This is a genomic window from Undibacterium sp. Ji49W (assembly GCF_049340205.1).
GTDB lineage: Bacteria > Pseudomonadota > Gammaproteobacteria > Burkholderiales > Burkholderiaceae_D > Undibacterium.
Genome location: NZ_JBMPOW010000007.1, coordinates 98,429 through 123,074 on the forward strand (window position 1 = coordinate 98,429; position 24,646 = coordinate 123,074).

Below are 24,646 nucleotides of genomic sequence, written 5' to 3' on the forward strand. Positions count from 1 at the left end.
AAGTAACGTCGGCAACATCGGTAACATTGGCAACATCGGTAACATTGGCAACATCGGTAATCATGATGATGATTGGTGAGTTTCATAATTGTGCCGCTATTCTTTTACATGCAAGATAGTACAGTCGGCACGGCAAGGTAAAAGCCTTGGGCTGTGACCCGCTATTTCAAAAATAAATGCTAAAAATAGCATATGGAGACCACATCAATGAGCAATCAACGCAGGCAATTTTTGTCTTCCGCATCCGGTCTGGCTGGCTGGGCGGTGCTGTCACCTTCTTTGCTTTCACCTTCCCTTGCCTGGGCTGCTGCTGCAAAAGCCGGTGGCAAACCTGTGTATAAAGATGCCGCCGCACCGCTGGCAGCGCGTGTGGATGATCTGCTGGGCCGCATGACCCTGGATGAAAAAATCATGCAGATGCAATGCGTGTGGCAAGACAAAAAACTGATACAGGAAGCCAATGGCGATTTTTCCGTCGCCAAGGCAGGCAAAGTCTATCCCCATGGCCTGGGTATGATGGCACGCCCATCCGACCATCAGGGCATTGCCAAGGCTACTGGTGCGGGTGATGATGGCTCGGTGCCAAACCGCAATGCCTTGCAAACAGCCACCTATGTCAATGCCGTGCAAAAATGGGCTGTCGAACAGACCCGTCTGGGCATTCCATTGCTGATGCATGAAGAAGCCCTGCATGGCTATGTGGCGCGTGATGCCACCTGTTTCCCACAGGCGATAGGGCTGGCATCGTCGTTTGATCCGGACATGGCGACCAGAATATTTAGCGTGGCTGCGCGTGAAATGCGTTCACGCGGCGCCAATTTTGCGCTGGCACCAGTGGTCGATGTGGCGCGTGAACCGCGCTGGGGCCGCATAGAAGAAACCTATGGCGAAGACCCGCACTTGTGCGGCGAAATGGGCAAGGCTGCGGTGATCGGCTTCATGGGTCCCATGAGCAAGGACAAAAAACTGGCGAAGGACAAGGTGTTTGCCACGCTCAAGCACATGACAGGCCACGGCCAGCCAGAAAACGGCACCAACATCGGCCCGGCAGAAGTCAGTGAACGCACCTTGCGCGAAGAATTTTTCCCGCCCTTTGAAAAACTGGTGCGTGAAACCAATATCAGCGCCGTCATGCCATCCTATAACGAAATCGGTGGTGTTCCCTCACATGCGAATCGCTGGCTGCTGACCAAGGTCTTGCGTGAAGAATGGGGCTTTAAAGGCGCGCTGGTATCTGACTATTTCGGTATTAATGAACTGGTGACCAGGCATAAACTGGTACCCAATCCCAAAGAAGCAGCGCTGCGCGCCATCAAGGCTGGTGTCGATATCGAAACGCCAGATGGCCTGGGCTATCGTACCCTGGCAGAACTGGTGAAGGAAAAACGTGTTTCTGAAGAAGAAATCAATCGCTGCGTGCGGCGTGTACTGGAACTCAAGTTCCTGGCCGGTTTGTTTGAAAACCCGTATGTCGATGCCAGCATTGCCGACCAGCTGACTGCCACGCAAGATGCCGTGGCACTGGCGCGTGAAGCAGCCACCCGTTCTGTCGTCCTGCTGAAAAATGACAAGGGCCTGCTGCCGCTGAATGGCAAGAAGGTTGGCAAAGTCTTGTTGCTGGGTACCCATGCAAAGGATTGTCCTATCGGCGGGTATTCTGACATCCCGCGTCATGTGGTATCCATCTACGAAGGCTTGCAGGCTGAAAGCCGGGCCCAGGGCTTTGAACTGAGCTACTCAGAAGGGGTACGCATTACTGAAGGCGGCCATGTCTGGGGACATGACGAAGTCAAGTTCACGCCACCAGCAGTGAATGCCAAACTGATTGCCGAAGCGGTAGAAGCGGCCAAATCAGCCGATACCATCATCATGGTATTGGGTGACAATGAACAAACCAGCCGTGAAGCCTGGGCCGACAACCATCTGGGCGACCGTGCCAGCCTGGATTTGATGGGTCAGCAAAATGACCTTGCCAAGGCGATTTTTGATCTGGGCAAACCGACCGTCGTGTTCTTGCTGAATGGTCGCCCGCTGTCCGTCAACCTGCTGGCAGAACGCGCAGACGCGCTGGTAGAAGGCTGGTACATGGGACAGGAAACCGGCTTTGCAGCAGCAGACATTTTATTTGGTCGCGTCAACCCAGGCGGCAAATTGCCGGTGTCGATTGCCCGTAATGTCGGCCAGTTGCCGATTTACTACAACTACAAACCGTCTGCCCGTCGTGGCTATCTGGATGCATCGACCAAACCCTTGTACCCGTTCGGCTTTGGCCTTAGCTATACCTCGTTCAGCATTTCGGAACCACGCCTGACCAAGGCAACAATGGGCGTTGGCGACAGCACCAAAGTTGAAGTCGATGTCACCAACACCGGTGCCGTCAAGGGGGATGAAGTCGTGCAAATCTATGTGCGCGATGATTTCAGCTCGGTCACCAGACCGGTGCTGGAACTGAAAGCCTTCAAGCGGGTGACCCTGAACCCGGGCGAAAAACGTACTTTGTCTTTTGATATCAAACCATCAGATCTGTGGTTCTATAACATGGACATGAAACGCGTGGTGGAACCGGGCAGCTTCGCCATTCATGCCGGTTCCAGCAGCGCTGATCTGAAATCCGTCAAGCTTACCGTGGTCTGACGCATAGCAAACTGGATGGAAGATTAATGTCGAATGGGGGAAGGTACTGTCTTTGCCACTATGGCGTTCCTTTGGATTTCCTGAAATTGAAAGTTGGAAAAGGGAAGGCAGTACAATATAAAAAGTATGGTGACCAAGCCATCCCCCACGGAGCCGACCGAATATGAAGATGCCTAACTCGCATAGAATTGCTTTATTGTTCAATGCAAACAAGATTTATGACAGGGAAATCATCGCTGGCGTTGCCTCTTATCTCAGCTCGACCCGGGTATCCTGGGATCTGTTTCTGGAAGAAGATTTTCGCGCCCGCCTGCAGGGTATAGAAAGCTGGCAGGGCGACGGCATCATCGCTGATTTTGATGATCCTGTGGTCTGCGAGGCACTGTCGCATAGCCGCGTGCCGGTAGTGGCCGTGGGTGGATCGTACGAGAACGAAGCGCATTATCCCAAAGCTGTGCCGTATGTGGCGACCGACAATTTCAAGCTCATCAAACTGGCGTATGACCATTTGATTGAAGCTGGTCTGCCACGCTTTGCCTTTTTCAGCCTGCCGGAAGCACCAGAAAACCGCTGGGCGCAAGAACGCGAAAACGCCTTCCTCCAGTTGATGAAGCGCGACCGCCTGACGGCAGAAATTTATCGCGGCCAGATCACCAGCGCACCATCCTGGGATGAAGCAGTACAACAATTGATTAAATGGCTGGAAGGCTTGCCCAAGCCGGTTGGCATCATTGCCGTGACCGATGCCCGCGCCCGCCAGTTATTACAGGCTTGCCTGATTGCAGGCATCGCCGTGCCAGAGCAGGTCGCCCTGATAGGCATAGATAATGACCCGCTGGCCCGCATGTTGACGCGGATACCGCTCAGTTCGGTCATGCAGGGGACGGAAGAAATGGGGCGTACTGCAGCCCACTTGCTGCACCAGATGCTAAACGGGGCACGGCTGTCCACCACCAGAATCCTGGTACCGCCGGTCGGCATCAATGTGCTGACATCATCGCGTTACGAGACCCCCAAGCACCCGCACGTCATGCAGGCACGCCATTTCATCCGCCAGTATGCATGTCAGGGCATCAAGACTGAACAGGTGGCTGATTATGTCGGTATTTCCCGCTCATCGCTGGAGTCTTATTTCAGGCAGGAGCTGGGGCGCAGCGTGCATGATGAAATCCTGCATTTCAAGCTGGAGGCAGCCAAGGCCATGCTGACACTGGGCCAGAGCAGTATTGCCGATGTCGCCGTCAGTTGCGGCTTTACCACCATACAGTACATGCATGCCGTGTTCAAACGGGAACTGGGCTGCACCCCGCGCAAATATCAGGAAAGCGTATTACAGACGGATGGCAATGCCATAGGCTTGCCGCCGTCACATCCCCACACTCAACTTGCCGAGCAAAGTGATGACGAATAAAAAAACAGTATCCTGCACGGCCACAACGGCAGACGAAAACATCTACACCCTGCGCAATGCACAGGATATGCAACTGACCATCAGCGATCGCGGTGCATCACTGGTATCCTGGTTGGCACCCGACCGTTACGGGCGCGTAGGTGATGTCTTGCTGGCCTATGCTGAAGCCGGCAGCTATGTGCAAAATCCATTTTATTTTGGTGCCATCGTCGGGCGCTGGGCCAACCGCATTGCCGCCGGACAGTTTGAGCTGGATGGCCGCAGCTATACCGTGGAATGCAATGACGGCGACAATCACCTGCACGGTGGCAGCAGCGGTTTTCACACGGCACGCTGGCTGGCAACAGAAGAAGACGGCAGCCTGCGCATGTCTTTGACTTCACCGGACGGTGAAGGTGGTTTTCCCGGCAACCTCAAGGTGCAGGTGACATATCGCCTCGATGACGAAGGGCGCCTGACGATAGACTATGAAGCGCAATCCGATGCACCAACACCAATCAATCTGACATCGCACCCTTACTTCAATTTGAACGCTGGCACCTCAGACATCAAAGACCATTTGTTGTGCATCGACGCATCGCATTATCTGAAAATCGATGCAGGGTGCATTCCTACAGAACTGGCGTCGGTAGCAGGCAGTGCCTTTGATTTTCGTCAACCGGCACCCATAGGCCCCAGACTGGACTGGCCCGATCAACAGGTCTTGATCGCTGGCGGTTTTAATCATTGCTATTGCGTGCAAGCCGGGTTGAATGGCCAGCCAGGCCCATTGCGCGAAGTCGCCAGTGTGTACGACCCAGGCTCAGGCCGCAAGTTGTCCGTCGCCACCGACCAGGCAGGCCTACAGTTCTATAGCGGTAATTTCCTGAACGGCGTCGCCGGCCGCGATGCACATGATTACGCCAGACACGATGGCTTTTGCCTGGAAGCACAAGCCTACCCCAACCAGATCAACGGCCCGCATGCCGAAGCCGTCATCCTGCGGCCTGGGCAGGTGTACCGTCAGACGACGGTGTATAGGGTTTCTTTGCAGAGTTGATGGACCGTGGCAATCAGTATTTTGCACGACTGTGCAGGCCACATGCGATAAAGTATCTCTTTGTCGGAGCAAGTGGGCAGCTCCGACAAAGAAGCAGTTCTTACTTGCCAGATGCCATCGCTGGCAATGTGCCGATGATTGTATTTTGAAATTTTTCTGGTTCGTCCTTATGGATTTGATGCCCAGAATTTTCAAACAAAAACAAATTTTTCTTTGGCGCTTTCAATTGTTCATAATATTTTTCCGTAATGCTGGTCAATGTTTGAATATCGTTCTTGCCAACCAAAAAATACACTGGACAGTCAACTTCTTTCAAGGTCTTTGGTAAATCGACGCTTATTACCGCGTTCCATACAGGTGACCAGGATTTTGACCATTTAAGAAAGCCGCTTTTAAATTCAGCGCTTGTTACATTCTCTTTCCCCTCTTTGTATGCGAGCCACTTTCTTAAATAAAACAGGTCTTCGTCATTTTTTAAAGGGATATTCACGCTAGCCAATTCAGTACTGGCGATAACATTATCTTTGAAATGATCTTTCAAAATACCAAGTAATTCTTTTTCGCTCGCCAACTGACTAATGACTGGATTTGCCGCAAAATATGCATGCAGTAATTCTGGATGATTTTTAACGATATAGAAGCCTAAAACATTGCCCCAGGAACTACCCAGTAAATATATTTTTTCCTGGTGTAACTCTTTTCTTATAAATTCTATGACTTGATATGTGTCCTGCTCCATTAGCTCTACTGAGGGCTGGATGGGCGAAGGATTTAATTTTAATGTCTTCCCGGCATCCCTCTGATCCCATTGAACAATCGTAAATCTATTTTTTAAAATTGTTGTAAACGAAGCGGCATTGTTCATCATGGAACTTCCAGGTCCTCCAGACAGAAATAACAGGACTGGCTTATTTACATCATCCGTTTTAATTTCCACAAACTGTTTTATGCCACCAATTTCTGGAGTCAGAAGTTTGTCGATTTGTATTGGCGTGTTTTTAGATTTAATTTCGCTTACATCCTGGGCTAAGCATTCAGAAAATGGAATCAAGGCAATAAACAGAACTGCTAATATATTTTTATTTATCATGGATTGATCGTCTGGTTAATTGATTGCGTGGTTATTTCTATCCTGAAAGCGCATTCTATCGACTAAAGGCGATGTGAGGCCTTCACTTTGGCTCTCAGTCAGGAAAATTTTCGATATGTGTTTCGCCGTTACGGCCAAAATAGGAAACATGACGGCCTTTTATCCATACAAAATAGCCAATACACCCCGCTTGCTGTGATAATTTTTTAAACTCGGGATACATGACTTCACCCCTTTGAGCGCCCAGGATGGCTGATTTGACGTCTACAGCGGAAAATGACTCGCCAATCTCGTCCTTGTTCGACTCGTACACTTGGCCGCCACACTAAGCGAGAGAGCGCTAAACAAATATCTGAGTCTTACGCAGAAAAAGCCACACCATAAAGTATGGAAATAACCCACACCAGGAGCAGGGTTGATTTGATGACAAGTGGCAGCATATTCTTAACAAGCTTATGATGACTGCTTGACAGCCCATGGCTTCCTACATGAAAGGGTATCCACAATGAATTCGGAACTGTCTCTACGCACACAATTGACCAGCCTGGGCCGGGTGCTGCGTGATTTGCATAAACGCTTGATAGAAGTGGAAACGCAATATTTTGGTGCGGTGGGTAGCCCGCTGGAACATCTGCATCTGGTGGTGAATCACCCACATTTTGCCTGGATACAGAAATTATCCAGCCTGATGACAGAGATGGACGAACGTCTGGACGATGAAAAAGACATCAGCGCGGCCGAAGCCTTTGCGTTTCGTACTGCCATCGAAGAGCTGATAGGCCCGAATGAAAAAGGCGATATGGTATTTCGTGCCAGATACAATGTGCTGCTGCATGATTCGCCTGACGTGGTGATGGCCCATGGTGCGGTGCGTCAGATACTGGTCGGTATTCTTCCGGCAAAGTAGCCAGGTCTCTGCGCTGCTTCTCCGTCATGCGGAATAATGTGTCTGACGCAAAATGACTGGTGCGTTCCCTCCCTTTCAAGGGGAGGGTTAGGGTAGGGATGGGTTTCGGCCAATTGACGGCAATGAATGCGTGACAGAAACCTATCCCAGGTTGCCCACTGCGCAGCTTGCTGCATCACCCTCTTGAATGGGCGTTTGAAACGGCTTTTCTCAAACATGTCACCCATCTCTCCACCATACTTTAGCTGAACTGCCACCGCCCCCATCAACCTGATGGCATCGGCAGTTGCTGCGCTTAATCATGCCCATGATTGGTGAGTTTCATAATTGCCTAACAGCGCGACTGCGGGCATTCTTTATCCTGCACAAATTCATGGCCTTCGTTTGCAGGCAGACTTGCCGTATAGTCTGTTCCCACCGATAGCCGCTGTGGTTTGTAGCGAAAAATTAAAATAAAATTGAGACAAAAATGCCCAAAATGAACGGCAAGGCACTCTGCTATATGCTCAGGTTGCCGTTTGTGTTCATTTCATCTGCTTTCAAAACTCAATTTACATAGCCAGGTACCAGCGATGTGGTGCCTTGGCGAGCCGATTTTCATGCAGATGAATAGGGACTGAAACCGATATGAACAGAAAAATTTCAAGGCTGGTGTTCGCTGTTGCCGGTTTCCTTATGCTGGCGAGCAATAGCTGTTTTGCCCTTGGTGAAAAAAGCTATATCAACCAAACACCACAGGCGGGTGATGTGGTGCTGATTGGCGCCAGCAGTACGGCCAGCCTGTATGTGGATACGGGTGATTATGCAAGCGTTCAGCGTGCGGTCAGTAACCTGCAAAAAGATATAGAAAGCATCGGCGGAAAAAAGCTGGCCATCACCAATGATGCATTGGCCTTGAAGGGCCAGGCTGTCATCGTTGGCACCATAGGTAAAAGCAAGCTGATTGATCAACTGATTGCGGCGCATAAGATTGATGTCAGCGGTATTGCGAACCAGTGGGATGCCTATCAACTGGTGACGGTACAAAACCCCTTGCCGGATGTGGCGCAGGCGCTGGTGATTATCGGTGCCAATAAACGCGGTGGTGTGTATGGTGTGTATGATCTGTCTGAACAGATCGGTGTGTCGCCCTGGTACTGGTGGGCTGATGTGCCTTTGAAAAAGAAGAGCAGTATCGCTATCCAGAAAAATACCCTGGTGCAGGAAATTCCCAAAATCAAATATCGTGGCATCTTTTTGAATGATGAAGCACCGGCACTGACCAACTGGGTCGCCAAAAATTACGGCAATTACAATCAGCAGTTTTATGGCAAGGTGTTTGAATTGCTGCTGCGCCTGAAGGCCAATTATCTGTGGCCAGCCATGTGGAACAATGCCTTTAATGTCGATGATGAACAGAACCGCTTTCTGGCGGATGAAGTCGGCATCATCATGGGCACATCACACCACGAACCGATGATGCGCGCCCACAAGGAATGGACAGCAGAAAATGGCAAATGGGATTACCAGAGCAATAAGGCCAAACTCTATCCCTTCTGGGAAGGCGGCGTCGCCCGTAACAAGAACCAGGAAAGTCTGATCACTATAGGCATGCGCGGTGATGGTGATGAACCGATGTCGGAAAGCGAAAACATCTCGCTGCTGGAAAACATCGTCAAAGACCAGCGCCAGATCATCAGCAAGGTGCACGCCAAACCAGCCACGGAAGTACCGCAGGTCTGGGCCTTGTATAAAGAGGTGCAGGCTTACTATGAAAAAGGTATGCGTGTGCCAGATGACGTGACCTTGCTGTGGTGCGATGATAACTGGGGCAATATCCGCCGTCTGCCCAAGCCGGAAGAACGCAAGCGCGCCGGTGGTGCCGGTGTCTACTATCACTTTGATTATGTCGGTGGACCACGTTCTTACCGCTGGATCAATACCAATTCCATCGCCAAGGTATGGGAGCAGATGGATCTGGCTTATCAGTTTGATGCCAGACAGATCTGGATCGTCAATGTCGGCGATTTAAAACCTATGGAATATCCCATAGAGTTTTTCTTGCGCATGGCCTGGAATCCGGAAAAATGGCCGAAAGAACGCCTGCCAGAATTTGGCAAGCTATGGGCAGAGCGTGAATTTGGCGCAGAGCATGCCGAAGAAATTGCTGCCTTGATGACAGGCTATTCGCGCCATAATTACCGCCGCAAGCCAGAGCTGCAAGACGCTACTACCTACAGCCAGTTGCATTACGATGAAGCTGATCGCGTCACGGCAGAGATCAAGGATTTGCGCAGCCGGGCAGAAGCCTTGTACGCAAAAATGCCGGCAGAATACAAGGATGCGTTTTTTCAGCTTGTGCTGCACCCGGTCAAAGCCAGTGCCATCGTCACCGAGATGTACAACATGGTGGGCAAGAACCGTTTGTATGCCAGACAGGGGCGGTCCAATGCAAATGATTATGCCGTGCAGGCCCGTGCGCTGTTCAAGGCGGACGCTGATTTGCAGCGTCAGTATGATACCGAGCTGAGCGGGGGCAAGTGGCAGCATTTCATGGACCAGACCCATATCGGCTACATTCACTGGGACCAGCCCGCCGCCAATACCATGCCTTTGCTGTATGACTTGCAGCCACACAATGGTGCGGACATGGGCGTGGCGGTGGAAGACATCGAACCTGCCTGGCCACAGAATGCCGCATCTGTCTGGCCGCACCAGGGCAATTATCAACTGGCGCGTTTTGACCCTTTTGGAAAACAGCAGCGCACTATCACGGTGTTTAACAAGGGAACCAAGGCATTCAAGTACATCGCCAGGGCCAGTGCACCCTGGATTATCCTCAGTGACACCAGCGGTCAGGTGGTCGGCAACCAGAATATCAAGGTGTCGATTGACTGGAGCAAGCTGCCCACGGGCAAGGCTGAAGGTGTGATCGACATCAAAGGCACGGGCTGGGGTGGTGCCAGCATTAAGGTGTCAGCCCTGAATGTTGCACCGCTGCCGGATGGCTTCAAAGGCTTTGTCGAGTCAGATGGCAATGTGACGATAGAGGCAGAACACTATAGCAATAGCAGAAACGCGGGCCAGTTTTCCTGGCAAAAAATCCCGGAACATGGGCGGCATTTGTCGTCGATGGCGGTGTTCCCCCGCAGCGACAGGCATTTTACTGACCTGAGCCAGGCTCCTTATCTGGAATACACGGCTTACCTGTATTCGACCGGTGATGTCAGCATAGACTCAATTTTTGTACCCAGCCTGCCTTTTGCCGAAGGGCCAGGTCTGCGTTTTGCGATTGCCGTTGATGATGAAAAACCACAGGTATTCAATATAGTCAAAGACATGAGTTTAAAGGCCTGGGAAGAGTCGGTGAAGGACGAGATGCGTAAAATTACCAGCCGACACCACATCGCCAAAGCGGGCCTGCATCGCATACGCATGTACAGCATGGACGCAGGCCTTACGCTGGAGCGCATAGTCATGAATACGGGCGGCTTGTTTCCAAGCTATCTTGGACCCAAAGAAAGTGCCAGGCGTTAAGCGCTACATCATTTGAAAATCATTTTTATGCACGGGTAATAACATGAATCAGACCATTCGCAATGCCACTATGTTGATACGCCAGGTGCGTGTGACGCCGATCGCGTTTCGTGACCCACCTTTGCTCAATGCCAGCGGCATTCATGAACCATGGGCACTGCGCAGCATCATAGAAATCGAAATTGGCGATGGTCGCGTCGGTATTGCCGAAACCTATGGCGACCAGCCCATGCTAAAGGTGCTGGAACAAGCCAAAACTTTGCTGGCAGACCTGACACCGTTTGACCTGAACGCCATGGAAGTACGTGTACGCAAAAACATCATATCTACCGGTGGCGGGGCAGGGGTGCAGATAGAACTGGCACCTGGCTCGCATACCAATAAAAATGCAGACAAGGTCATCAGCGCGCTGGAAGTGGCCATGCTGGATTTACAGGGCCAGATACTGGGTTTGCCTGTTTGTGACCTGTTGGGCGGTACCGTCCGCGACGCGGTACCGTATAGCGCCTATCTGTTTTACAAATACGCCAAACACGTAGACAACCCGTATCCGGCCGATGCCTGGGGCGAAGCGCTGACACCAGACCAGATCGTCAGACAGGCGCAGACCATGATTGCCCAATACGGTTTTAAAAGCATCAAGCTAAAAGGTGGCGTGATGGAACCGGCGCAGGAAATTGCCGCCATCAAGGCATTGCGTGCGGCTTTCCCGACCTTGCCATTGCGGCTGGACCCGAACGCCAACTGGTCGCTGGAAACCAGTATCGCTGCGGCGAAAGAGCTGGATGATCTGCTTGAATATTATGAAGACCCGACACCGGGTCAGATAGGTATGGCCGAACTGGCAAGGCATTGCGACGCGCCGCTGGCCACCAATATGGTGGTCACGACGATGGAAGAATTCAAGCGCAATGCGTCAACCCATGCGGTCGAAATTCTGCTGTCTGACCACCATTACTGGGGCGGCCTGCGTGCCACGGTGTCGCTGGCGCGCATGTGCGAGGTATTTGGCATGGGCATGTCCATGCATTCGAATTCTCACCTTGGTATCAGCCTGATGGCCATGACTCATGTGGCTGCTGTCATTCCTGGGCTGACCTATGCATGCGATACCCATTACCCCTGGCAGGAAGAAGATGTCATCAAGGGTGGGCGGGTGCGCTTTGTCGATGGTTCCGTGCCGGTGCCCACTACTCCTGGTCTCGGTGTGGAAATTGACCAGGTCAAACTGGCGGTCTTGCATCAGCAATATCTGGAATGCGGCATACGCAACCGTGACGACCTGGGGCAGATGCGCAAATATGATCCTGATTTCAAAGGCGTCAGCCCACGGTTTTGATGCAACACTGTTAGTACCAAAAAAAGAGAAAATACATGAGACAAGCAAAAAAAATATGGTCCGCCACGCTGCTGGCAATCGCCTTGCCCCTCGCCGTCACTTCTGCTGTTGCCAGCGCTGCGGCGGCAGATGTGCACTGGGTGGCATCCTGGGGTACGGCCCAGCAAGTGCCGGAGCCGGACAATATGTTGCCCGCAGAGCGCTGGCGCGAATCCAGTCTGCGCCAGATTGTGCGCGTCACGCTGGGTGGTAGCCGTGTGCGCGTGCGCTTCAGTAATGTGTATGGCACGACGCCGCTGTTTATCGAAGCTGCGAGTCTGGCGCGCGCGGTTGCAGCAGGCAAGACCGATGTGGAGGCATCCAGTCTGCAACAATTGAAGTTTGCCGGTCGCAACAATGTCATGATACCGGCAGGTGCCGAATACTATAGCGACCCGGTGAACTTGCCGCATGCCGCTGCATCGGACCTGGCCATTTCCATGTATTTCAAGGGCGAACCGGTACGCCAGACCAGCCACCCGGGTTCACGCGCCAACAGCTTTTATATCAAGGGCAACCGCATTCTGGAATCTGCCTGGGCTGATGCCGGCAAGGTCACGCACTGGTACCAGATTGCCGATGTCGAAGTGCTGGCACCGCGCAGTGTCGGTGCCGTGGTGGCGATAGGCGATTCGATTACCGATGGCGCTGGTTCCACTACCGATGGCAATGATCGCTGGCCAGACCAGTTGTCCGCCCGTTTGATCAGGGAAGGCGCGCCAGCCATGGGTGTGATCAATGCCGGCATAGGCGGTGGACGCATGCTGCGCGACGGTACCGGCCCTAACCTGGCATCCCGTTTTGAACGCGATGTGATTGCCCGCAGCGGCGTCACGCATGCCATCGTCATGATAGGCGTCAATGATCTGGGTGGGCAGCACCGCAATGGCGACGATGTGCCGGAAGCGCGCAAAAAGATCATCGAAGACTTGCTGACTGCCCATATTCAACTGGTGGAACGGGCTCATGCACACGGCATCTGCGTCATTGGCGCGACCATCACCCCATATATGGGCAGTGACTATTATCGTCCGAATGCATCCAATGAAGAAGACCGCCAGGCTATCAATAGCTGGATACGCACATCTGGCGTGTTTGATGCCGTGGCTGATTTCGATGCCGCCATTCGTGATCCGGCACAGGTGGAACGTATGCGCAAGGAATATGACACGGGCGATTTCCTGCATCCGTCAACAGCAGGTCTTCGCGCCATGGCCCATGCAGTGCCCTTGCCAGCACTGCAAAAGTGTGTGATTCGCCAGTAAGGTTTTTCAGCTTCTCTCTTCCCGCTTTCTGCTTCCTGCTTTCTGTTTCATTCAAGCCGTCGCTATACTATTGAAAGGATTTTCGGTAGTGCGGCGGCTTGCCGCCAATATGCATTTGTAAGACCTTTGCAAATGTGTCATGATCATGCTGCTGTCTTACCCGCAAGACAGGCAGATCAAATCAATCTGCATCCGCCCCTGTGCAAGATGAATGCGCAGCTTGTTACCTGATGGAGAGCCTGGCTTGCACCCATTGAAACGACTATTTCTGCTTGCTTTGGTTTCTGGCCTGACCTCTGTCGCACTGGCTGGCACCGTGTATAAATCCGTGTCGCCAGATGGGCGCGTCGTGTTCAGCGACCAGCCACCCAAAGAAGGCCGGCTGGAAAAAGTCATGCAGTTCAAAGACCAGCCCAGTAGCGAAATCCCTGCATCCAGCCTGTCTTATATTGAACGCCTGAAAAAAGCACGTTCTGCTCCCAGCCCAGCTGCCGGGAAAGAGCCTGTGCTGTATTCCGCCAGTTGGTGTGGTTACTGCAAGCAGGCCAAATCCTATCTGTCGGGCAAAGGCATCTCATATCGTGAAGTGGATATTGACACCAGTTACGGCAAGACAGCGTTTGCCGAAGCCGGTGGTGGTGGCGGCATACCGCTGATGTTGGCTGGTAACAAGCGCATACAGGGTTTCACTGCGCAAGCCTATGACGAATTCTTTGCCAGCAAGGATTGATGGGGCTCTGACGCCGCATGCTATACATGCCACAGCAAGTTTTTAAGCAAAAATAATCCAGCCGCGTTAACATGGGTGCCTGGCTTTACAGGCCATGTAGTTCAATATTTCTTTTTATTTTCTGACTGATTATTCATGAATATCCATCTTTCCCTCATGCCTGTTCTGGCTCTGGTAGCCGGTCTTTGTATCCTGGTTAAACCCAAGCTGGTGAGTTTTATTGTAGCTTTGTATCTCATCGTTGTGGGCCTGGTGGGCATACTGGGTTTGGGGCGCTTTAATATTTTTTGATGAACATGCAGGTGGAATAGTCCACTAACACTGTTTCATCTGCCATTTTCTGAACAAGGCAGGCATCATGACAACATCGGTATTTCCTCTGGACGGTGGCTGCGATTGCGGGCATATACGCTACCGCATGCTGATGGCGCCACTGGTTGTGCATTGCTGCCATTGCCGCTGGTGTCAACGTGAAAGCGGGGCAGCATTCGCCCTCAATGCCATGATAGAAGCTGAACAGGTGCTCAACCTGGGCGGCGAACCAGACGTGGTCGATACCCCGTCAAACAGCGGTGCCGGGCAACAAATTGCCCGTTGCCCGCAATGTAGAATTGCCGTCTGGAGCAACTATGCAGGCGCTGGCCCGTTGATGAAGTTTGTGCGCGTCGGCACACTGGATCAGCCCGATCATTTACCACCAGATATGCATATCTTTACCGAATCCAAACAGCCCTGGGTCAACCTGGCCGGGGACATACCCGTATTTGCCGAATACTATGACCGCACACAATACTGGTCAGCCAGCAGCCTGGCAAGGCGGGTAGCATTGCTGCCGCAGATAGAAGCGTATCAGGCAGCGCGCAAGAAATAGTATCCAGGCGCACTCGATGCAGTAAAGAAAATTGCTGAAAAAATATCCCCGTTAGCGCAAAAGGCTAACGGGGATATTTTAACTACGTTCTTAGTTAAAACTGGCCGAGCTGGTATTGGTATTCGTCAACGTTTGTGTCTTGAAGTTGACGGTGAAACGATCGCTAGGCTTGCCTGATCCCAGTCCTTTCAGGATACTGAACACCTGCTTGAACTGGTTCTGGAAAACCACATTGACCGGATTCTGATCTGACGGTTTGCCATCCAGCACACTGATGGCAGCAGGGCTGGCAGGGAAGGCATTCATCAGCACCTTGTACTGCTTGACCCTGTCTGTACCCATATCACGCAAGGCCAGTTCACCCGCATACACGGTACGGTGGAAGTCACCATAAAACTCATAGGCCGTTATTTTGGCAAAGTCGTCCAGTTTGTAACCGGCGGCGGTGGCCAGTTGTGTTGCCTTGGCCGTTGCCACAGTCCAGTCAGCCGTCAACTGGCTGGCAGATACCGGTGTGCCGCTGACGCTGCCTTTAGACATACAGGTGGCCGTCAAAGGTAAGACGCCGGGGATGTCTTTCAATTGCGCGAAAGTGACCTGGGTTTGCAATTGCGACAGGATCAGCATCTGTTTTGCATCGAGCGTTGTAGCAGCTTCTTTCATTTCGCAAGGCCAGTATTCATCCATGAAGCGCAGGCGCGACAGTTCACCAAAATAGAAACGGGTAAATTCGCCATAGGATTTGGTGGCAAGAATATCCTTGCTCCAGCGCTTGCTGATATCGGCAGCCAGGCTGCTGTTTTGCAGGTAATCGTACTCGGTCTGGTAATACTTGAAGAGTTCGTTGTAACGTGCCACATTGTTCAGCGACACGGTTTCGATATCGACAGTATCCTGGTCTTTGTATTTGACGATCTTGTAGGCGGCGCCAAATACGGCCAGTGACGGCGACTGCACATTGACGAAATAATTGCCGGACGCATCCTTGTAGTCATTGGTGCCATTGAAATGCATGTGGCCACCCATATGCAACTGCATGCCAGTTGCTGCCAGTGCCGTGGTCGTGGCCGGGTCGGGTACGCGGCTTACCTGAAAGGCGCCAGATTTGAAGACAGCTTTCATGGCATCGGTCTGATTCGCATAAAAATCCATGGTCGGATAATGCGAGAACGCAATCAGGCGCTTGCCCTGCGACTTTGCGCGTGCGGTAACGGTCTTGATCCACGCCAGCAAGTGTTTTTTATGCGTCAGCACCTTGTTCCAGCCAGCGTTGCCTGCACCGTCAAAACCCTTGAATGCCTTGGCATTGACAGGGTCAAATGCGCTGTTGGGGATGTGGACATTGGCATCAATTGACAATAACCATACACCCTTGACTGGCTCCACCAGATAGCTGGAATCGATAATGCTGGTGCATTTGGTAAAGGATTTGCCCAGGGTTTTTTCACCGTCAGCTCTGTAACTGCCACCTTCACCTTCGGCGCAAATTTCAAACTGGCGATTTTTCACATCGGCGCTGGTGACAGCCGCATCATAACTATATGCAGTGCTGCCATAGTTGGAAAACGGGGTTTCCCAATACACGTCAGCCTTGTTGGGCATGTAGCCAAACTCACCCAGTTGGGCGATGAGCTTTTCATAGCCCAGCTCCATCAACTGGTTGGTACAGGCCACCGTTGGGTCCAGCGATTTACAGCCAGAATAATTGACCGCAAAGACTTTTTGCTCCTTGCCTTCTGCTGTCAGAAAGTCGCTTTTGCCAGCTTCGTCATCATCATACGGTTCATTTGGATCATGATTGCCGGGGGCGATAAAGAAACGCATGCCTTTGGCCTGGTATTCCTTCAGGATCGCCGCTATGCCATCAATATTCACGGGCTGCGCATCATCCGAATAATCGCCCGACAAAGCAACCAGCCGTATGCCACGCGCATACGCATCATCCAGCGCACCACGGAAAGCAAAATAGTTTTCGTTAAACAGGCGGGTAGAGGTCAATTGCGCATACATGGTACGGATAGTCGCAAATTTGCCGTCGCCGGTCGGGATGCCAGAAAACTTGGCATTTTTAAGATCACCGTAGACATTTTCAAAATGCACGTCAGACATGACGGCCACAGCGGGTGTTTCGGCCTCGGTTGCTGGTGCTGCGGTATCTTTGCTGTCACCGCAGGCCATCAGGGCCAGCGGCAAGCAGAATGAAAGCAATTGCTTTGCAGCTTTGCCTTCATTTAAAAAACGAAGATTCATGGTAGTTCCTGTCACAGGTTTGATGGGCACAGCTATGTCATTTGTGCCGGCGCGTGGTACGGATAGAAGACTGTTGTATGACGCTAAAGAATAGAAAAATTAGCCATCTTCAGTAGTTGAGGATTGTAAAGTTGCTTAATGACAAGCTTGTGACGATGGTGTCCATGTATGTGTCCATACATCAGGCGGCGAGCTGCGTGAGCTTGGACCCGATTGAATTTACTTATTTGTTGCCATAGGGGAAATTTGATCGATGCCTGATGACGTGCAGACAGGCATTGCCAGGCAGGCCCAGTATCTGCACGTGCGCAAAGTGACAAAATTGTGATGTCGATAATGCAAATAAATGGAAATTTATGTATGCCAGGACAGGGGCCTGAATTATAATTTCTTAACATTCCATGTATGTAAAGGGCAAAGTGTTTTTTGAAATAAAATGTAATTGCCTGCTTATCGACTTATAAAAAACTGCCCTATGAATAAATCACTGCTGTTCGCCATTTTTTGCCTGAGTTTGTCCGCTTCCTGCATTGCTCATGCAGAAGTTCGTAAATGTGTCACCAGCACTGGCGAAACGATCTATACCGATCAACCCTGTAACGCTAAAGTCGGCACCACAGCCACTGAAGTGAAGGGCGATGGTGCCTTGCGCAAGATCAGTTCTTTGCAAAAAGAAAAAGATACTGGTAAAAGCTGCTGGGTACTGGCACATCGTTATCAGCAATGCAGTACCAGCGTTGATAGCGTGCTGATGACCAATTTCAAGGAAAACTGCGAATCGCCGACCAACAAGTTTATAAAAGACAGCAATGCCGAAGCCGATACCGGCTACAAAAAGACTTATCGTGACAATCGCTACAGCCGCGAGCAAGCGCCTGATGCCGATGACCTGGAATACAGCCACCGCTATGTCAACAAAAGCCGCGCTGTACTTCAGTGCGAGGTACTGCAAAAAGATATGTGGAATTACCTGAAAAATAATTTCAGCGCCAAGATACCGCCAGCAGATGCCAAAGGCATAGAATACCGCTTGCTGGGTTTGCCCGACCCTGCTGACAATACGGCGTCTTATTCTTATAGAAGAAAGCGTTGAGAATCGATCAGAAGCGATAATAACCCTGATTAGAAAACGCTGAATGTAAAAATGGCCTGCTATACAAATATAGCAGGTCATTTTTTTGCCTGTCATTTTGTTAAACAGCAGACCAGCTACTAATTTCTGAGTGGTAATCTGATCACAAAGTAAAACCTGATTGACAAGTCTTTGTGTTATCAGGAATACTTTCTTAAATGTTATCTACCCGGTAGCTCGTCCCGAGAAACTGTTTAGTCGAAAAATCTCCATGTCCAGCTACGCCAAACATGCATCTAACCAGAGCACTGGTACGCAAACCACTCAACTGAATGCTTCAGAAGTGCGGCAAAGTAGCGACGCCGTGGTAATTTTTCAAGACGATCGCCCTCAGGCAACTGCACAGCGACAAATACAGACTCTTGCAAATAACAGTTCTCGTGCCTTGCAGTTAAAGGCGGCGCAACGGCAGGCAAATCTGAGCCCGCAAGCAAGCCGGTTGGCTGGCATACAAGCGCTAGCCAATCAGCATACAAGTCAGTTACAGCACAATCTGGCCTCACAGCAAAAAAACGCTAACCCTGTGACACCAGTTCTTAAGCCAAATAATACTGGTCTTCCCAACCAGCTCAAGGCGGGCATAGAAAATCTGTCAGGTCTGAGCATGGACCATGTCCATGTCCATTACAACTCGACGCAGCCCGCACAATTGCAAGCCCATGCTTTTGCGAGCGGAAGCGACATACATCTTGCGCCAGGCCAGGAGCAACACCTGCCACATGAAGCCTGGCACGTGGTGCAACAAGCTCAGGGGCGCGTATTGCCCACTATGCAGATGAAGGGTGACGTGCCGGTCAACGATGACAGAGGGCTTGAGGCGGAGGCAGATGTCATGGGGGCGCGTGCTTTAACGCATGGTGCTTCAGTAGCTTCTTTGCAGCGTGCAGACAACGGTGTTTTGGAGTCGCCTGCTTCCCATAATCAGGGTGGCAAATTGTCTGCAACATCTGTCCAGCTCAAATTTGATGGTCATAGCACCATGAGGGATATGAAAGTCGCACTTAATAATTATCCCGATGCAGTGCAGGCTTTGGAATTACAGGAAGTGCACGACCTGATTGATCCGTATTTGACTAAAAAAACCAACTATTTTCCAACCAAACTTAGTGAAAAAGACCCTACGAAGGTTGGAAAAACGAAACCCGTCAAGAACTACGATATTGAATACCTGTCCAAATGGATTCTGAAGATAAAAGATTTATATTATGGCCAAAAGAAAAGCGAAGAAGGATTTGGGAGCGATCATTCTTCTCTTCCATCACTTACCAAGCCACACAACGATAACTGGCAAAAATTTGTCAAAAACAGACTTGACAAAATCAGCTTGGCTAATTTTAACAAAAGTAAATTAAATAGCTTGCGGGTAAATGCTGAAGCCGCAGCAAAACGACTTGACAGAGACGACCCGACGACTGCATCAGCAGACAGAGATATAGTCAATGCATTTGCCGACTATGTATTTAAAAAAGCACAAAGTCCAGATATAAAACCTTCCATCCCGGTTTGGAGCACCGAAAGTCAGTACAACACGGGTACCAGGGTGCATGCCACTTATTTTCCTGGCTACACGATGGTGAAAGGTAGCGGTTCAACCATCAAAACACCGATAGACTGGTTTTATGAAAGTCGCGTCAAAGATGGTGGAAGTGCTTATTACATCAAAGGTCATTTGCTTAACGATCATGTTGGCGGAGTAGCCAGAAATTACAACTTGTCGCCACTCAAAGATAATCGCAATAAAGAACATGAAGCGGGTATTGAGCATTACTTGAAAGACGCTGTTGGGCAGATGACATATGAGCATTCCATACAGGATGCGCCGACATTTAACAAAATTGAATATACAACAGAACTTGGTGCACAGACTGGGCCTAGATCAAATACCTTGCTCTGGGAAAGTGCGCTTAACTATTGGAACCATGTAAAAACCACAGATGCTGCTAGCTACAAGTCCACTACGCTTGACGATGTTTTAAAAGACAAGAATGTACCGGTTAATGTAAAAACCGCGATCCAGACCTGGAGTATTAGCTATCAGGATTACACCATGAAAGACTTGTTTTCATGGGTTAAAACATCGGCCTTGTTACTTGAGACTGAGGATTATCTGGTGCGCGATTGGACGGTGCATTTGCGCTTGTCCTATTCGAATAATAAAGTGGAAGACAGATTTGTTGTTTTAAAAAATGAAAAAATTGATGGCAACAAAGTATCTGTTAAAGAACGTTTATATAAAGATACCAAAGGCGTCGGAAATATTGTCAAAGATACCGACAAGTATCACAAGGACAGGCCAACAGCGATCAAACATTTTATTCATAGTCTTGGCGATACTAAGCGTCTGGGCCTGACTGAATTTATTTCAAGCCATCAGCTACATCCAGGTTTCAATATCTTGAATATGGATCAGGTCGAGCAGTCACCCGACATCAGTATGCTGCTATTGTCTGAATATGACACTTATGTGAAAAATTTACCCTCAGAGAATAAGTCACTGAAATCGGAAAATGATGAAATAAGTCTCAAATATAAAAAAGTAAAAAGAGAAAAAAGACGTTTGACGAGAGAAAAGAGAAGTATTCAATCTGACATAAAACTTGTCACGAAGCGTCAAAGAGTTATGCAAAGCTTGAAAAAGAATCCAAGTACGAAAGTTATCGGACGGACTTTGCTGGAATTCAAAAAGATAGATAGCGTTGATGGCACTGCGAATATTGTTGAAGAAGGGTTTAATTTTTTATTGGATGGCACCGAGGAGGAGGTAGAAACATTTGAACGCAGGTTCAACAGAAGAATAAAAAGGGAGGAAAAAGAATCTGCTGAAATAAGAAAACGCAAAAGAAACAGTGACGGACCGAAACGGAAGCGTAAAAAAACAGAAGTGATTGATGATGATAATGACGAGGTAATCGCCAACAAACTGCCGTTAGAGGTAAGGGCTTTTATCGATCATCATTGCCAAGGTTTTTTCATCTTGGATGGTACGGAAGATGTTGGTGCGGTAAACGAATTTGTCAGGCTCTATAGGCTGATTGAGTCAGAACAATTGAACTATGATGAATACAATAATGAAGAACAGCAGATATTCCTGAAATGGAAGAATGCAAGCCCACTGGGTTGGGTCAAAAATGGCTATTTATTGTCAGTGGGCGTCAAGCAGCTCATTAATAGCCATATCTCAAAAGGAAATCAGTTCAAATCCGGGGATCTGCAATCTGGTCACTTTAAAGATGTATTAAAGTTTAAGTGGCTATATAACAACTATCATAATTTACATCTGGACCTTTTTCATGAGAGTGAAAAATCCTTGCTGCAGAACTGGATGAACGCACCTGCATTGAAATGGTTGCGATATTAGCGCCAAGCCCCAGTTTTTTCTATTTCATGAACAGGTTAAGACACTTCCGATAAGGATACTGACATCAGAGGGCAAAACCAGTCTTCTGGAAATTGTTTTCCTTATTTTGCAGGAAGCATAGCATTGCTTCCTGCAAAACCGACGTTTACACAAAGTGGCAAACGTAATCCAGTGTATCAATGGTTTCAATTTCAAAGCTGGAATTGGCTGGTACATTGAATTGCTGGCCGCCTTCGTAGGTAGCCCATTCTGTTTCACCTTTGAGGCGGATGCGGCATTTGCCGGCGTTCAGTTCCATGATTTCTGCGGCAGCGGTGTTGAATACCAGGCTCGATGGGAAGATCACGCCTATGGTTTTTTTGCTGCCGTCGGCAAACAACACGGTATGGGATACGCATTTGCCGTCGAAATACAGATTGGCTTTTTTGACGACGCTGACTTGATCAAATTGGGTAGACATGCAGGGTAACTCCAAAAAAAGACCCGCGCAAATGAATGGGCGGGTCGATAATAGTTTAAGTGTTTAGTTAATTACTGACCGCGTTTTGCACGGGCATTGGCAGCAATACGCATGCGCAATGCATTCAGCTTGATGAAGCCGCCAGCGTCTGCCTGGTTGTAGGCGCCGCCATCTTCATCAAAGGTTGCGATGTTCATGTCGAACAGCGAATCGGTTTTGGAATCGCGCGACACGGTGATGACATTGCCCTTGTACAGTTTCAGGCGTACCCAGCCGTTGACGGTGTGTTGGGTATGGTCGATCAGCGTTTGCAGCGCGACGCGCTCTGGTGCCCACCAGTAGCCGTTATAGATCATGCTGGCATAACGTGGCATGAGGTCATCTTTCATATGGGCGACTTCGCGGTCCAGGGTGATGGATTCAATCGCGCGGTGGGCGCGCAGCATGATGGTGCCGCCCGGTGTTTCATAGCAGCCGCGTGATTTCATGCCGACATAACGGTTTTCAACCAGGTCCAGACGGCCTATGCCGTGCTTGCCACCCAGGCGATTGAGTTCTGTCAGCACCGTTGCTGGTGACATGCGTACGCCGTTCAGTGCAACGATGTCACCGCGTTCAAACTCTATATCCAGGTATTCTGCCTGATCTGGTGCAGCTTCAGGGCTGACGGTCCAGCGCCACATGGATTCTTCGGCTTCTGCACTTGGGTTTTCCAGGTGACGGCCTTCAAAGCTGATGTGCAACAGGTTAGCATCCATGGAGTAGGGTGCGCCACCGTTCTTATGTTTCTGGTCGATGTCTATGCCTGCATCTTCTGCATATTTCATTAGTTTTTCGCGGGACAGCAAATCCCATTCACGCCATGGGGCGATGATCTTGACGCCTGGCATCAGGGCATACGCACCCAGTTCGAAACGAACCTGGTCATTACCTTTGCCGGTCGCGCCGTGGGAAATGGCATCGGCACCGGTTTCTTTGGCGATTTCGATCAGGCGTTTGGCGATCAACGGGCGGGCGATGGAAGTGCCCAGCAGGTATTCACCTTCATAAATCGTATTGGCGCGGAACATAGGGAACACGAAATCGCGCACGAATTCTTCACGCACATCATCAATATAGATGTTTTCAGGTTTGATACCGAACTTGATGGCCTTGGCACGCGCCGGTTCCAGTTCTTCACCCTGGCCCAGGTCGGCGGTAAAGGTGACGATTTCGCACTGATAATTATCTTGCAGCCATTTCAAAATGACAGAGGTATCCAGACCGCCGGAATAGGCGAGGACGACTTTTTTAATATCGCTCATGATGTGCTTTCAAAATTAAACTAACTTTATGCTGAAGACCTAAAAGCTCACCACAGAGACACAGAGGCGCGGAGAAAGGCATGAGAAAGACAACATGCATTTATCTGCTACTTGGTGACTGCGATGACTCTTAATTTGATCTTACCGCTTCCAATACAAATGCGATTCCCAGAGAAACGATTTCATTCACAGGCTACTGATTCAAGAATAATCCCGGACCAACAAGATTTTCTTCGGTTTTCTCTCTGTGCTGACTCTGTGTCTCTGTGCCTCTGTGTTAAGAGGTCTTTCAAAAAATTACCGTGGTTGAAACAAGATCAGCGAATCTCGCCCACAACCAAAAATTCCAGCAAGGCTTTTTGCACGTGCAGGCGGTTTTCGGCTTCGTCCCATACGACTGACTGCGGGCCATCGATCACACCGGCGGACACTTCTTCACCACGGTGCGCTGGCAGGCAGTGCATGAACAGGGCGTCAGGGTGGGCGCGGGCCATCTTTGCTTCATCGACGATCCAGCCATCAAAAGCTTTCAGACGGGCCTGATTTTCATCTTCATAACCCATGCTGGTCCAGACATCGGTATTCACCAGATCAACACCGGCACAGGCGTCAGACGGGCTGTCAAACACGGTGTACTGTGATTTGTCAGCAGTCACCTGCGACATATCCATGTCATAGCCCTTGGGTGTCGAAATATGCAGATGGAAGTTGAATACCTGTGCTGCCTGTAGCCAGGAATACAGCATGTTGTTGGCGTCACCTATCCAGGCCACTTTTTTACCGGTGATGGAACCACGGTGTTCGATATAAGTAAACACGTCGGCCAATACCTGGCAGGGGTGATGCTGATTGGTCAGGCCATTGATGACAGGCACGCGCGAATTGGCGGCGAAGCGCTCTATCATTTCCTGCTCGAACGTACGGATCATGATGATGTCGCACATGCGTGACATGACCTGGCCTGCGTCTTCAACCGGTTCTCCACGGCCCAACTGGCTGTCGCGGGTATTGAGGTAAATCGCGGCACCGCCGAGCTGGTGCATGCCGGCTTCAAAAGACAGGCGGGTACGGGTGGAATTTTTTTCGAACACCATCACCAGGGTTCTATCCAGCAAAGGGTGATAGGTCTGGTAAGCCTTGAAACGCTGCTTGATGATGCGGGCACGCTGCATCACGTATTCAAATTCGGACAGCGAAAAATCGGAGAACTGCAGGAAATGTTTGATAGCCATAAATAAAACGGGCAGCAAGTTGAGCTTGCCGCCGCTTGTCATAACTGCTTAATTATAAGGGATTAATTC

Annotated in this window: 17 protein-coding genes; 12 read left to right on the plus strand and 5 right to left on the minus strand. The window is 50.2% G+C overall.

Going from position 1 to position 24,646, the window contains the following annotated elements:
- Positions 1–207 precede the first annotated feature (207 nt).
- The 3 genes from ACO0LK_RS10400 to ACO0LK_RS10410 all read left to right on the plus strand — a co-directional run bounded on the left by ACO0LK_RS10400 (position 208) and on the right by ACO0LK_RS10410 (position 5,084).
- Positions 208–2,634, plus strand: coding sequence for a glycoside hydrolase family 3 N-terminal domain-containing protein (locus tag ACO0LK_RS10400; protein WP_422974745.1), 2,427 nt, complete (start codon positions 208–210; stop codon positions 2,632–2,634).
- Between the two features lie 163 nt (positions 2,635–2,797).
- A complete protein-coding gene (locus ACO0LK_RS10405) occupies positions 2,798–4,045 on the plus strand; it encodes a XylR family transcriptional regulator (RefSeq protein ID WP_422974747.1) in 1,248 nt (415 codons plus the stop codon).
- The gene (locus tag ACO0LK_RS10410) at positions 4,035–5,084 is read left to right on the plus strand and encodes an aldose epimerase family protein (RefSeq protein WP_422974749.1); all 1,050 of its coding nucleotides are present in this window, start codon (positions 4,035–4,037) and stop codon (positions 5,082–5,084) included. The genes ACO0LK_RS10405 and ACO0LK_RS10410 overlap by 11 nt, the downstream gene beginning before the upstream one ends.
- Positions 5,085–5,184: 100 nt before the next feature.
- Here ACO0LK_RS10410 and ACO0LK_RS10415 read toward each other — a convergent pair whose 3' ends face one another.
- The gene (locus tag ACO0LK_RS10415; protein ID WP_422974751.1) at positions 5,185–6,174 is read right to left on the minus strand and encodes an alpha/beta fold hydrolase; all 990 of its coding nucleotides are present in this window, start codon (positions 6,172–6,174) and stop codon (positions 5,185–5,187) included.
- 505 nt (positions 6,175–6,679) lie between these two features.
- Between ACO0LK_RS10415 and ACO0LK_RS10420 the strand changes: the two genes are divergently transcribed.
- From ACO0LK_RS10420 to ACO0LK_RS10450, 7 genes are all read left to right on the plus strand, one after another.
- Positions 6,680–7,081 carry a hypothetical protein gene (locus ACO0LK_RS10420; protein WP_422974753.1) on the plus strand — a complete coding sequence of 134 codons (402 nt, stop codon included), beginning with the start codon at positions 6,680–6,682 and terminating at the stop codon, positions 7,079–7,081.
- Between the two features lie 627 nt (positions 7,082–7,708).
- On the plus strand, positions 7,709–10,597 hold the full coding sequence (locus ACO0LK_RS10425) for a glycosyl hydrolase 115 family protein (protein WP_422974754.1): 2,889 nt from the start codon (positions 7,709–7,711) through the stop codon (positions 10,595–10,597).
- Between the two features lie 43 nt (positions 10,598–10,640).
- Entirely contained in the window at positions 10,641–11,936 is a 1,296-nt protein-coding gene (locus ACO0LK_RS10430) for a glucarate dehydratase family protein (RefSeq protein ID WP_422974756.1), read from the plus strand.
- Between the two features lie 35 nt (positions 11,937–11,971).
- A complete protein-coding gene (locus ACO0LK_RS10435; RefSeq protein ID WP_422974758.1) occupies positions 11,972–13,240 on the plus strand; it encodes an SGNH/GDSL hydrolase family protein in 1,269 nt (422 codons plus the stop codon).
- Positions 13,241–13,451: 211 nt separating this feature from the next.
- Entirely contained in the window at positions 13,452–13,970 is a 519-nt protein-coding gene (locus ACO0LK_RS10440; RefSeq protein WP_422974760.1) for a glutaredoxin family protein, read from the plus strand.
- Between the two features lie 135 nt (positions 13,971–14,105).
- Positions 14,106–14,261: a DUF3096 domain-containing protein gene (locus tag ACO0LK_RS10445; RefSeq protein ID WP_186948296.1), complete on the plus strand. Its 156-nt coding sequence runs from the start codon at positions 14,106–14,108 to the stop codon at positions 14,259–14,261.
- Positions 14,262–14,328: 67 nt separating this feature from the next.
- Entirely contained in the window at positions 14,329–14,841 is a 513-nt protein-coding gene (locus ACO0LK_RS10450) for a GFA family protein (RefSeq protein ID WP_422974762.1), read from the plus strand.
- Positions 14,842–14,931: 90 nt separating this feature from the next.
- Here ACO0LK_RS10450 and ACO0LK_RS10455 read toward each other — a convergent pair whose 3' ends face one another.
- Positions 14,932–17,091: a metallophosphoesterase gene (locus ACO0LK_RS10455; protein WP_422974764.1), complete on the minus strand. Its 2,160-nt coding sequence runs from the start codon at positions 17,089–17,091 to the stop codon at positions 14,932–14,934.
- A 475-nt stretch (positions 17,092–17,566) separates the two neighbouring features.
- On the opposite strand from ACO0LK_RS10455, the gene ACO0LK_RS10460 reads away from it, so the two are divergent.
- Positions 17,567–18,184, plus strand: coding sequence for a DUF4124 domain-containing protein (locus ACO0LK_RS10460; RefSeq protein WP_422974766.1), 618 nt, complete (start codon positions 17,567–17,569; stop codon positions 18,182–18,184).
- A 250-nt stretch (positions 18,185–18,434) separates the two neighbouring features.
- Positions 18,435–21,581: a DUF4157 domain-containing protein gene (locus ACO0LK_RS10465; RefSeq protein ID WP_422974768.1), complete on the plus strand. Its 3,147-nt coding sequence runs from the start codon at positions 18,435–18,437 to the stop codon at positions 21,579–21,581.
- A gap of 145 nt (positions 21,582–21,726) precedes the next feature.
- Here ACO0LK_RS10465 and ACO0LK_RS10470 read toward each other — a convergent pair whose 3' ends face one another.
- The 3 genes from ACO0LK_RS10470 to argF form a co-directional block, all read right to left on the minus strand.
- A complete protein-coding gene (locus tag ACO0LK_RS10470) occupies positions 21,727–22,041 on the minus strand; it encodes a pyrimidine/purine nucleoside phosphorylase (protein ID WP_422974770.1) in 315 nt (104 codons plus the stop codon).
- Positions 22,042–22,112: 71 nt separating this feature from the next.
- Positions 22,113–23,345, minus strand: coding sequence for an argininosuccinate synthase (locus ACO0LK_RS10475; protein ID WP_422974772.1), 1,233 nt, complete (start codon positions 23,343–23,345; stop codon positions 22,113–22,115).
- A gap of 317 nt (positions 23,346–23,662) precedes the next feature.
- Positions 23,663–24,577: an ornithine carbamoyltransferase gene (argF, locus tag ACO0LK_RS10480; RefSeq protein WP_186948290.1), complete on the minus strand. Its 915-nt coding sequence runs from the start codon at positions 24,575–24,577 to the stop codon at positions 23,663–23,665.
- Positions 24,578–24,646: the final 69 nt, after the last annotated feature.